This is a genomic window from Shewanella sp. BF02_Schw, assembly GCF_014596695.2.
Classification (GTDB): Bacteria; Pseudomonadota; Gammaproteobacteria; order Enterobacterales; family Shewanellaceae; genus Shewanella.
In genome coordinates this window covers 213,041-225,293 of sequence record NZ_JABKAW020000001.1, presented here as the reverse complement: position 1 = coordinate 225,293, position 12,253 = coordinate 213,041, and the positions used below count along the sequence as shown (strand labels likewise).

The 12,253-nt window shown below is 41.5% G+C and carries 11 protein-coding genes; 1 reads left to right on the top strand and 10 read right to left on the bottom strand.

Annotated features, from left to right (window positions below; genetic code table 11):
- Positions 1-132: 132 nt before the first annotated feature.
- From HNW13_RS01170 to HNW13_RS01155, 4 genes are all read right to left on the bottom strand, one after another.
- On the bottom strand, positions 133-1,533 hold the full coding sequence (locus HNW13_RS01170; protein WP_208062785.1) for an aspartate aminotransferase family protein: 1,401 nt from the start codon (positions 1,531-1,533) through the stop codon (positions 133-135).
- A gap of 97 nt (positions 1,534-1,630) precedes the next feature.
- Positions 1,631-2,986 (bottom strand): glutamine synthetase family protein, encoded by a 1,356-nt coding sequence (locus tag HNW13_RS01165; protein WP_101088806.1) that lies wholly within the window; start codon positions 2,984-2,986, stop codon positions 1,631-1,633.
- 2 nt (positions 2,987-2,988) lie between these two features.
- Complete coding sequence (locus HNW13_RS01160) at positions 2,989-3,753, bottom strand: gamma-glutamyl-gamma-aminobutyrate hydrolase family protein (RefSeq protein WP_192114371.1); 765 nt, start codon at positions 3,751-3,753, stop codon at positions 2,989-2,991.
- Between the two features lie 445 nt (positions 3,754-4,198).
- Positions 4,199-4,747 (bottom strand): cupin domain-containing protein, encoded by a 549-nt coding sequence (locus HNW13_RS01155; RefSeq protein WP_101088804.1) that lies wholly within the window; start codon positions 4,745-4,747, stop codon positions 4,199-4,201.
- Between the two features lie 233 nt (positions 4,748-4,980).
- Here HNW13_RS01155 and HNW13_RS01150 point away from each other — a divergent pair, with 233 nt between their 5' ends.
- Entirely contained in the window at positions 4,981-6,288 is a 1,308-nt protein-coding gene (locus HNW13_RS01150) for an FAD-binding oxidoreductase (protein WP_192114370.1), read from the top strand.
- Positions 6,289-6,650: 362 nt separating this feature from the next.
- Here HNW13_RS01150 and HNW13_RS23605 read toward each other — a convergent pair whose 3' ends face one another.
- The 6 genes from HNW13_RS23605 to HNW13_RS01125 form a co-directional block, all read right to left on the bottom strand.
- Entirely contained in the window at positions 6,651-6,773 is a 123-nt protein-coding gene (locus HNW13_RS23605) for a hypothetical protein (RefSeq protein WP_279575192.1), read from the bottom strand.
- 664 nt (positions 6,774-7,437) lie between these two features.
- Positions 7,438-8,163: a hypothetical protein gene (locus tag HNW13_RS01145; protein WP_182744196.1), complete on the bottom strand. Its 726-nt coding sequence runs from the start codon at positions 8,161-8,163 to the stop codon at positions 7,438-7,440.
- Positions 8,164-8,421: 258 nt separating this feature from the next.
- A complete protein-coding gene (locus HNW13_RS01140) occupies positions 8,422-8,751 on the bottom strand; it encodes a hypothetical protein (RefSeq protein ID WP_182744195.1) in 330 nt (109 codons plus the stop codon).
- Positions 8,752-9,166: 415 nt separating this feature from the next.
- A complete protein-coding gene (locus tag HNW13_RS01135) occupies positions 9,167-9,883 on the bottom strand; it encodes a hypothetical protein (protein WP_182744194.1) in 717 nt (238 codons plus the stop codon).
- Positions 9,884-10,791: 908 nt separating this feature from the next.
- A complete protein-coding gene (locus HNW13_RS01130) occupies positions 10,792-11,625 on the bottom strand; it encodes a sulfurtransferase (RefSeq protein ID WP_192114369.1) in 834 nt (277 codons plus the stop codon).
- A 50-nt stretch (positions 11,626-11,675) separates the two neighbouring features.
- The gene (locus tag HNW13_RS01125; RefSeq protein WP_101088799.1) at positions 11,676-12,098 is read right to left on the bottom strand and encodes a VanZ family protein; all 423 of its coding nucleotides are present in this window, start codon (positions 12,096-12,098) and stop codon (positions 11,676-11,678) included.
- Between the last annotated feature and the right edge of the window lie 155 nt (positions 12,099-12,253).

The following is a 12,253-nucleotide window of genomic DNA, read 5'->3' as shown; positions in this document are numbered from 1 at the left end:
TCGGTATGGTTAACGCGACATTACTTGTTTCCTTCAGCGCGATTCTATCAAAAACACTTTCGATTACTAGATCGTGTAAATGCAATTGGTTAAAAAATCACTATATTGCAATAATCATTCAGTAACGGGACATCACTCCATGGTTTTTACGTGTTGATAAGTATCATTTAACGCTTGCGTCGCTTTCGCGACTAACTCGTCAATCTCACTATGACTAATGGTTAATGGCGGTGAAATAATCATGGTGTCGCCAACGGAGCGCATCACCAAACCATGGGTGATACACGCATCGCGGCAATATGTTCCAACGCCGACGTTGGCATCAAATCGTTGTCGTAACGATTTATCTTTGACTAACTCTATAGCTGCAACTAACCCAACACCACGCACCTCACCCACTAATGGATGTTCGGCCAATTGTTGTAAGCACGACTGTAAATACGGCGAGGTATCGTTAGCCACACGTTCAACTAATTTTTCTTGTTCAATAATACGAATATTTTCTAATGCAGCTGCTGCGGCAACCGGATGACCAGAATAAGTAAAACCGTGGGTAAATTCGCCGCAGTCTTGCTTAATAACCTCGGCCACTTTGTCTGACACAATCACCCCGCCCATTGGCACATAACCGGACGTCATGCCTTTGGCGATCGTGATAAGGTCTGGCTGCAAATCAAAATACTCAGCGGCAAACCACTTTCCGGTACGGCCAAAACCGCTGATCACTTCATCAAGAATAAATAAAATATCGTATTTGGCTAAAATGCGGTTTATTTCAGGCCAATACGTTGATGGAGGAATAATCACCCCACCTGCGCCTTGAAAAGGTTCGGCAATAAAAGCGGCAACATTGTCTTCGCCTAGCTCAATAATTTTGGCTTCAAGTGCTTGCGCAGTTTTCAAACCAAATTCTTCTGGGGATAAATCTTTACCTTCGGCATACCAATAAGGTTGCGCAATATGCACCACGCCAGGAATAGGTAAATCGCCTTGTTCATGCATGCCCGACATACCACCTAAACTGGCACCCGCGACAGTAGAACCATGGTAAGCATTAACTCGACTGATAATGGTTTTCTTGCTTGGTTTGCCTTTTAAATCCCAGTAACGTCGCACCATACGTAAGTTGGTGTCATTTGACTCAGAACCCGACCCGGTAAAAAACACATTGTTCATGTGCGCAGGGGCAAGAGAAGCAATTTTTTGCGCTAATTCAATCGCTGGAGGATGAGAGCATTGGAAAAAACTATTATAAAAGGGCAGCTTTTGCATTTGTTTGCTGACAGCATCCACAATTGACTGCCGACCATAGCCCACATTGACACACCATAAGCCTGCCATGCCATCCAACAGTTTATGACCCATTACATCCCACAGATATACTCCATCAGCCCGTTCGATCACCCGAGTGCCCTTTTCAGCTAACCCCTTTGAATCGGTAAATGGGTGAATAAAATGCTGTTTGTCTGCTGTTTGCAGACGTTCAAGCTTTTGCTGTTGGATCATCGCATCTGTCGATAATGGTTTTGTCATACTTGTATCCTTTCAAACAGATAGCAAATCCGTTGGTATTTGCTATCTGCTGCTATCCACACACATTAATAATGTAAGCCAATACGCTCAGCTATCATTACACTGTTAGTAATAAGAACTCACGTTCCCACGAACTCACAACGCGTCTAAAGTTTTCAAGTTCAGCTTGTTTTACCGCCACAAAACCAGTGGTAAAAGATTGGCCTAAATACTCAATACAAGCATCACTGCTTTGCATCGCCACTAACGCTTCTTCTAAGGTCAAAGGTAAGCAGTTTTCGTTATTAGTACGGCTTTCGTTCGACTTTCCTGTCACAGGTGTAGAAGGTTTTAAGTCGTCAACCATACCGATATAACCACATAATAAGCTGGCAGCAATCGCAAGATAACAGTTAGCATCAGCACCCGGAATACGGTTTTCAATACGACGATTTTGTGGCGATGATTCAGGAATACGAAGACCACAAGTACGATTTTCCACGCCCCATTCTAAGTTTACTGGAGCAGAAGTGCCCGGTAAGAAGCGGCGGAACGAGTTAGCACTTGGCGCCATTAACGGTAACAATTCAGGAATGTACTGTTGTAAACCCGCAATATAGCTGAGGAATAATTTACTTTGAGTGCCATCTTCTTTAGTGAAAATGTTTTTACCGGTTTTAATGTCCAGTACGCTCTGGTGAATGTGCATCGCGCTGCCAGGTTCATCGGTAACAGGCTTAGCCATAAAGGTGGCACACACATCATGCTTTAATGCGGCTTCTTTTAAGGTGCGCTTAAAAATGAACACCTGATCGGCTAATGACAATGCATTACCGTGGCTGAAGTTAATCTCCATTTGTGCTGGACCGTCTTCATGAATCAAAGTATCAATATCTAACCCTTGGATTTCACACCAATCATACATATCTTCAAACAATGGATCGTATTCGTTAGCAGCATCGATAGAGAAAGACTGACGGCCTGCTTCTGGGCGGCCAGAGCGCCCAATAGGTGGCTTAAGCGGTAAATCATGATCATCAGAACGTTTGGTGAGGTAAAATTCCATTTCAGGAGCAATCACCGGTTCCCAACCTTTATCTTCATAAAGCTTAAGTACTTTCTTCAACACGTTACGCGGTGACAATTCAATTGGATTACCCATACGATCATAACAATCATGGATAACCTGAGCCGTGGCTTCAACGGTCCATGGCAACATAAATACTGCATTTTCGTCTGGAACACAGACAAAATCGATATCGGCATCATCGAGAAGTTGATAATAAATTTCTTCGTTAATGAAATCACCGGTGACCGTTTGCAACAGCACGCTCTCAGGTAAACGCATGCCTTTTTCGGATACAAACTTATCTACTGGGGCAATTTTGCCTCGTGCAATGCCAGTCATATCACTGATAACACATTCTACTTCGGTAATTTTTTTGTCTTTTAAAAAAGCGATTAACTTATCCATTTTTATCTCACTTGTGTTGCCGCATGTTGTCTACAGGCTTGTCCGAATGCTTCGAAAATTGCAGTATAGAATGCATTTTCGGTTACTTTCCATTCTGGATGCCATTGGACTCCCAATGCAAAATTTTTAGCATTTTTAACAGAAAATGCTTCCACTAAACCGTCTGGAGCGAATGCTTCTGGCTGTAACCCCTCACCAAGACGTTCAACGCCTTGAGTATGAACAGAGTTAACCTCTGCGGTGTCACAGCCCCATGCATCGTGAAGAAGCCCGCCAGCAACCAGATTAACTGGATGCGAAATACCATATTGCACATCTAATGGGGCTTTCTTATCTTCACGATGTTCAATATACGTGCCAACTTCATGTAGCTTCTGATACAAACTGCCACCAAAAACAACGTTCATTTCTTGAAAACCACGACAAATACCTAATACAGGGATCCCTGCATCAATAGCGGCTTTTATCAGTGGTAAGGTTAATGCGTCACGCTTGGGATCATGATGGGTTCCATCATCACTAGCAGGACCTTGGTAATGATGAGGTTCAACATTCGATGGAGAACCTGTAAAAAGGATTCCGTCGAGACGAGCAAGAATAGCGTCAATAGGCGTATCTACGCCCAGTGATGGGATGACTAAGGGGAACCCTTTAGCGCCATTAACTACACTTAACAAGTATTTCTCACCCACAATGTTAAATGGATGAAAACCAATTTGCTGGTTGCACGCTACTACCCCTATGAGGGGAAGACCTGACAGAGACATATCTCACCTTTAGCAAAGAATGTGACGAACTTAATGTTTTGCGTGTTCGTTTTTTCACACACTACACGGATTTTTTTAGCTAGGCAAGAGGATAACTGATGATAAAAACAACTTTTAACAAAAATAAATTAAAACACTTTAAAAACATAACAGTAACTTTAAATTAACCGTAATGCATAAAAAAATATTCCCAGTAACGTTGATGAAATATCATAAAGAAATGCGCCAAAATGGGGAGGGCAATGCACGAAAAAAGGGAATTTGTTGCTTAATATTCTTTACACAAGCCAATAATCTCATGCTAGGAAGTAACACGACAACGGCTAAAAGTGAGTTAGGAATTAGCTTTTTGAGAAGTAGGAATAGCAAGATTAATTGATAATCTTGGGCTATTCCCTTGAACAAACGTAGTAGATATAAGCAGAAAAAGTTGAATAATAAATCATTAAAAATCAGCTGGTGTTGTGGCGCTAGTTAGCTTGCAAGGTTCATCAAATGGGTTACGAAATCGATGAGGTTGTTCACTATTAAAATAGTAACTGTCGCCTTTTTCGAGGATAAAAACCTCTTCGCCAACAGTAAGCTCAAGCTTACCTTCTATAATGATGCCACCTTCCTCACCCTTATGTTGCAGCATTTCAGCGCCTGTATCAGCATTGACAGGATATGTTTCACTCATTAGCGACATCGCACGGTTTGGGTAATCACGGCCAATAAGCTTATAGACTAATTCACCCGTACCTATATCCAGCAACTCATTACCCCGATAAACCACTTTTTGGTCACCGATAGAGCCATCATCAATAGAGAAAAAATCCACTAATGACATCGGGATCCCGGCTAAAACCTTTTTAAGTGAACTCACCGAAGGGCTAACACTGTTTTTCTCAATCATTGAAATTGTACTGTTGGTAACCCCTGCACGCTTGGCTAACTCACGCTGAGATAACCCTTTCAATTTACGAACAGCTTTTAGGCTTGTACCAATATCCAAATTCGTTCTCCTAGTAAATGTTGACCAATATCCTGCTGCTAAAGTGTTGCAGATTATTAACACTTTACCAAAAATCTGTATTCATTAAGCATGATATCTTACTTAAATCAAAGCAATTGTATTTTACACCAAATAAGTGTTAAATAAAATGCACACCGCAGATGGCTTAGATTGCATCTAACTATTCATTTAAAAGTTATTATTACAACTATAATCAATAGCTTGGAGAATTTATGTCGCATAAATCCCCGATTCATAGCCAACACTACCCAGACTCCTTTTATGTCGCGACCGCCAAAGAGCTTTATCAGCACCCCAAGCTAACCGAAAACATTACTGTCGATGTGTGTATTGTCGGCGGTGGATTTAGCGGGATCAATACTGCAATTGAACTCAGACAACGCGGCTACAGTGTCGCATTGCTCGAAGCCAAACGGATTGGTTGGGGCGCATCTGGCCGAAATGGTGGTGAACTTATCCGTGGGATCGGTCATGACGCTAGCCAATTTCGAAATGAAATTGGTGACGAAGGTGTAAAATCTATTCAACAAATGGGTTTTGAAGCCGTTGATATTGTCACCGAGCGTATTGCCGAGCACAAAATCGATTGCGACTTACACATGGGTTATTGTGATTTAGCCGTAAAGCCACGGCACATGGATGATTTAGCGGCAGAATACCAAGATCTGCAAGACCAAGGTTATCAAAAAACAACCAAGCTGCTTGATCGTTCACAAATTGGTGAAGTTATCGGTTCAGACTTTTATCAAGGCGCCTTGGTCGATATGGGCAGCGGACATTTACACCCACTTAATTTAGCCCTAGGCGAAGCGCGTGTCGCCCGCGAACTTGGTGCACAATTATTTGAATACAGCGCCGCAGAAAAAATTATTAAAGGCCCTAAACCCAAAGTCATTACTGCAGAAGGCGAAGTGACTTGTGACTATCTAGTCATGGCCGGTAATGGTTATATCGGCAATAAATTAAGCCCTTTCCTTGGCGGAAAAGTGCTACCCACTGGTACTTATTTATTAGCTACAGAGCCATTAACTGAGCAACAATGTGCCAGTATCATCCCGCAAAACATGGCATTTGCCGATATGCGCGTGGCGTTAGATTACTTCCACTTATCAGCAGACCGCCGTTTATTGTTTGGTGGTTTATGCACTTATTCAGGTAAAGACCCAAAAGACATTGAAGCCGAGTTAAGACCTAATCTTGAAAAAGTGTTCCCACAATTAAAAGGTATCAAAATTGATTATGAATGGGGCGGCATGATGGGTATCGGCGCCAACCGCATGCCGCAAATAGGCCGTTTACCTGATGCAGCCAACATCTACTTTGCTCAAGCCTATGCCGGACATGGGGTAAATGCTACGCATATGGCAGCAAGATTAATTGCTGAAGCCATTAGCCAGCAATCACAACGTATTGATGTGTTTAATGACATTAAACACATGACCTTCCCAGGCGGACCCATGTTGCGATCGCCATTGCTTGCAGCAGGAATGTTTTATCATAGGATGAAGGATTTGCTATAGGTTGATGGATTTGCTGCGGGTTGGCAAAAGGGTCAACCTTTGTTCTTTTTATGGCCTACGGCCACTAACGCTTAAGATCGCAAGGTTCCACCCTGCACAGGCCAAATATGGCGTCATTCCGGCAATGCTTTTGAGCCGGAATCCAGGTATTATTTTTGCTTTGTACTTTTGTACTTTTGTACTTTTGTACTTTATGGCCTGCGGCCACTAACGTCGTGGCGCTTCGCCCACACCAGACCAAGAGGAAACCAACGGCTGTTCCCTCTTGGAACTCCCAGCCGCCCCGCAACATTTTCAAACAGCGAAAAGGTCGCCATGGTGATTGATCCAGCTTTTAACTTCATCTGTAACCGTCTTCGGCCTTATTCGAAAATGCTAACGCTTCCGATCGGCCATCCATGGCCACCGAAAGCTAACCAGACATCCATGTCTGGACTCACGCCATTTTCTTCAACGGCCTCAAGTTCAGAGTTGAATTTGGGCATTTGAAAGCTAAGAACAACTCGTTTTTGGACATAAACGTTTTAGAAAAGCCAGTGTTTCAATTTACTTTTATAAAAGTTTACCCTGACCCCACTAAATTACACTAAATTCTAAGATCGCAAGGTTCCACCCTGCACAGGCCAAATATGGCGTCATTCCGGCAATGCTTTTGAGCCGGAATCCAGGTGTTATTTTTGCTTTGTACTTTTGTACTTTATGGCCTGCGGCCACTAACGTCGTGGCGCTTCACCCACACCAGACCAAGAGGAAATTAACGGCTATTCCCTCTTGGAACTCCCAGCCGCCCCGCAACATTTTCAAACAGCGAAAAGGTCGCCATGGGGATTGATCCAGCTTTGGACTTCATTTGTAGCATGCCTCGGCCTTATTCGAAAATGCTAACGCTTCCAATGGGGCGTCCCTTCCCCTCGAAAGCTAGCCAGACATCCATGTCTGGACTCACGCCATTTTCTTGAGCGGCTTCAAGTTCAAAGTTGAATTTGGGCATTTGAAAGCTAAGAACAACTCGTTTTTGGACATAAACGTTTTAGAAAAGCCAGTGTTTCAATTTACTTTTTATAAAAGTTTACCCTGACCCCACTAAATTTAATGTGTAGTAAAAAAACCTAACCAACTGTTTTAGTTTCGTTTAAAGCACTTCCTATGCTACTTTTTACCCACAACATAATAGCCCACATTTGATAATGAGTAACTAGCAACACCTTCTTCCATTGATGGAGTAAAATATATGAACTTAGGTGATATTAGCTTTAATTTTCCTTTAGTTATTATGCCAGATTGGGCATTTGTGATCGTGATTGGTAAGTCTCCACCAGACCCAAAAGCCTGCAAACCAATTGAGATTACTTTAGATGATTGTGTTGGCCAATTGAGTGACATAAAGACTATACAAAAAGTAATAGCACCCAAACTAATAAATTGAGCTTTAGCTTTAAAAAACATCAACACTGAAATGTGCGCAATAATAACTGCGCACATACCCAAAATAAATAAAACCTTAGGAATATCACCACCAGAAAAAGCCTTAACGATAAGTAAAAGCCATGTGATTATTGTAAAAAAGAAACTGATAACATAGAACTGTTTGTCTATTTTTTTTTGTTTAATTTTACCAACTATCAATAAAACAGGACTAAAAACAGCTAAAGATGTAATAACTAGAAAGAAAGCTGTTGTTACGAAAAACAATTTCATTCCAAATACTCCTTCGGTAAAGAAGTCGTAAGAGAAAAAGTCATATTCTCCCATATAAATAAGAAACATTATCATTGTTATATTTGGGACAAGAAAAAAGGCAGACAAAATATATGAAAGAGTTCTCCACCAAACTTCTGTTGGAACACTTTTTATTTTGGTTATGAGAATGTCCATGCTCGATAATTCCTTTAGTAGCATAACGTTTTAGTGCTTGTGCGTTTCGCCGTTTACATGGCATAAACCGCTTGTTGGACTTGGCCGGTGCCTAGTCCAAATTAATTGGCATGCTTCATGTTATAGGAGTTTTCTTTTTTGATGCTGGCTATGGGCTACAGAACAGTTTTGAGTCAATTGGTATCGAGTTGAGGGTAAGTCTTTCATTGAAATTCCTTTTCATCGTATTTTTATATCATACATTGATCTTCCTCTAAATCAGTAGACTTTGGTTACTTGCCGCCAGCAACGCTTGATTTCTTTGATAATTGAGGTGTCGCCGTCTATAGCAATTAGGCGAACCGGTGCCGGTAGGTTTTGAACCAACCAAGAATCCGACCAGCCCTCCCATACACCCGCAACACTTCTAAGATTACCCTCCAACACAGGATAAACCTCGTACCACAGGATTTCTTCTGCTTCAGATAAGGACAACCCGCATTCTGAAACTGTACGAGCAATATTCTTAAAAACATAATCTTCGATTTCAGTGTCAAGAAATAGATCAGACAGCGCTCGCCATATTTTGAGTCGATCTTCGTTGCTCATACTGATGATACCTAACGTTTTAGTATTTTTGCGTAGCGTTGTTTGCACTGCATAAATCGCTTGTTGAACTTGGCCTATGCCGAATCCAGATTAATTAGTACACTTTATGCTATAGGAATTTGATTTTTTTGATGCTGGATCTGGGCTGTAGAGCAGTTTTGAACTGATTAATTGGATTGATTTGTACATATTTCATTGAAATTCCCTTGTCATTGTAGTGTTCCATCACATTTTTTAAGTCTAGCTGATTCAATGAGAATAATACACTCGATTGAGTCCTGATTTATTTACTTGTTATAGCTGACGTTAATCTGAACGTAAACATGAGAACACGTTGAGGCCTTTGCTCTAGTGTGGGCGAGGCGCCACGACATTAGTGCCTGTAGGCCATCGCTTAAAAGACAAGCTAACTTAATTACAATTGCTGTAACCTTTGTGCATGCTGCATCAGTAAAGTGTCTAATACTTCAGGGCTTAAGCTAAATATTTGTACAATTTCTTCGCCAGTTTTAGAAACCGTTGCTTGCTTGTCTTCAAAAGTGATATGTAAACCTAACGCCTTTAACGTTTGCTGGTCATAACTATATAATGGCGTGTTTCGTTTACCTTTTAAGCCTGGCATCATCCCCAATACCGTGACAGCTTGATTAACCTTAACCATGTCAAAAAAGACGCGCTCGGCCTCTGCCCACGCCATAATATATTCAACCATACTTTTGTTGTACTTATGGAAGTCTTCCGAGCCGTATAATAGTGGTTGTAACACCCCACCATGCCAACCTAACAGGGCATCTTGTTTTATAGTCACCTCATCACTGGCCGTTACAACATAATTAGCACACGATGATGCACAGACTTTATCAACTGTAACCTTTAATTTGTGCTGATATACCAACTCACCTAATCGTATGCCAGCAAGTACATCTCCCCCACCACTGTTAATAACCAATGAGGTTATTTGAGTTGGACTATTTGCTATGCCTTGTTCAAAAGCGGCAACATTATCTGGATCAATTTCACCACTATAATTAATGACAGAGGGCAATAAGGGGTCGATAACAAGACTAAAAGAGGGTTGTTTACTTGCGCAACCTGTTAAGGTTAGCAGCATGGCTATTAGTAGATAACGCATTCATATTCCATCATGATGTTGAGTTCGCAAAAAATTAGCATAACAAGCTCATTATTCACAAGTAAATAATTTCAATTCCTCGATGATATTGATTAATCAGACTCTAACTGAACATTATCGCCAGAGACTTCTCATTGCAGGTAGTTGGACTATATAGCTTTACGATTATTTTGCTACTTTAACCATCCGGTTTCAGCTTGATTGAGGACGTTGAGGACTCTTTATAAAAGAATGCGTGTTATAAAAGAATGCGTGAGCCTAACATGGCCTTTCTCGCACATCTGACCTATATGGATATTGGAAATGTCATTATGATGTAGGGAACATCATTGACCATGCCATCACGACATTTGTGAATCCAATCACATCAGACTCCCTATGTGAAGCGTTAGCATTTTCATTATTTATCATAAAGAGTTGGCCGAAGAACACTCAGACGAAGTTAAAAGCTGGGAATTTAATTGGGTCCGCATAAACTTTTATAAAAAGATAAGTTTTAAGCCACTTTTGTGTCCGAAACGAATTAGTCATGCCCAAATTTAACTCTGAACTTGAGGACGTTGAAGACTCTTTATAAAAGAATGCGTGAGCCTGACAGGACGTCAGGCTAGCTTTCGGTGGCCATGGATGGCCTATCTGAAGCGTTAGCATTTTCGAATAAGGCCGAGGCTGACTAAAAATAAAGTTAAAAGCTGGATCTGACCGCGTCGCGAAATTATCGCTTTTCAGATGATTTTGATGTGGCGGCTGGGAGATCCAAGAGGGAACAGCCGTTGGTTTCCTCTTGGTCTGGTGTGGGTGAAGCGCCACGACGTTAGTGGCAGTAGGCCATAATCTAATAGCCCGTGCAGGGTGGAACCTTGCGATCTTAAGCGTTAGTGGCCACAGGCCATAAAAAATTAAGCCTATTATTCAATAGGAAGCGCAGCATCGCCACCCCATACCGCCCAAGAACCATCATATAAAGCCGCTTGATGATGCCCTGCTACATACGAAGCCAGAATCAAAATACAGGCGGTAATTCCTGAACCACAGCTAAACACCCGTTGAGCATTATTACTGGTATCTAAGCTAGCAAAAATTGTATGCAATTCACGGATAGGTTTCATTTTAAAACCGTTTAATACTTGTGCAAAAGGCAAGTTGAGTGACCCGGGTATATGACCACTGCGCATGCCAACACGAGGTTCTGGTGACGTACCGTTAAACCGTCCTGCTGCTCGCGCATCAATAATATCAACTTTTGCATGACCAAGATGGGTTAACACAAACTCAGTGTCACACACCTTATATTGCTGCAAGCGGCCTTTAATATCACCAGAGTCAGTTGCTGTCGCAAACTGACGCACTGTGTCTCGCCCTTCACTGCGCCACTGTGGTAAACCACCATCGAGTACAAATACTTTATCAAATCCCATTGCTTTAAAGGTCCACCACGCACGCGGTGCAGAATAAATACCTTGGTCATCGTAAATAATTACGGTGCTATTATGGCTTATTCCTAATGATTTAGTTGCAACAGTAAATTGATCTTCCGTGGGCATAGCGTGAGTTTGTGGAGATTGATGATTGAAAAAAAGTTTATCTATTTGGCACGATAATGCACCAGGAATAACGTAAAGCTCATCATAAACAAGTGGTTCTTTTCCCAGCACAATCTCTATGCTGGCATCTAGTAATACAAGGTCTGGGTCTTCTAAGTGTTGCGCTAACCAATCGGTGGTCACTAAAGGAAAATTCACATTAAACCTCTCTTACAATTGATGGCAAATATTGATTGAAAATATTGATGCTAACTCACACGAGTACTCTCATGATGATTGTCTATATAACGCTGAGTTAACCCACTTAAATAACTGAATAAAATTATACCTACAGCATCGGCAACTAAATCGATGATGTCTAATGTTCTTGATGGGATAAAACCCTGGCTGATTTCTTCACTCAGGACGAATATCGACACTAACACAGTGCCGTAATAAAGCGGAAGACGCCCGATACAAAAATGACGACTCTGCAGCGCTAAATTGGCCACAAAAGTTAATAACCCGAATAACAACATGTGACAAATCTTGTCACCATAGGGAACATGTTTTATTACGTCGAAAAACACACTTTGACTGCCAGTATTGGCGAGGTAAATAATCCACAAAATAAAACCAAAAAAGCCACCAGCAGCAATAATAGCTAAACGAGAGAAGGTCTTATGGGTCATCTGCATTCATCCGTGTATGACATGTTGAGGTAAATAATGCCTTTGAGTCTACAGCGAATAGCTGACATTTTAGCGTTAATTTTGCTTAACCTCCGCTCGCATTAAGGCGTCAGCAATATAGATTCACTTGTTAAACAAAATTTGAGTGGTTGCTA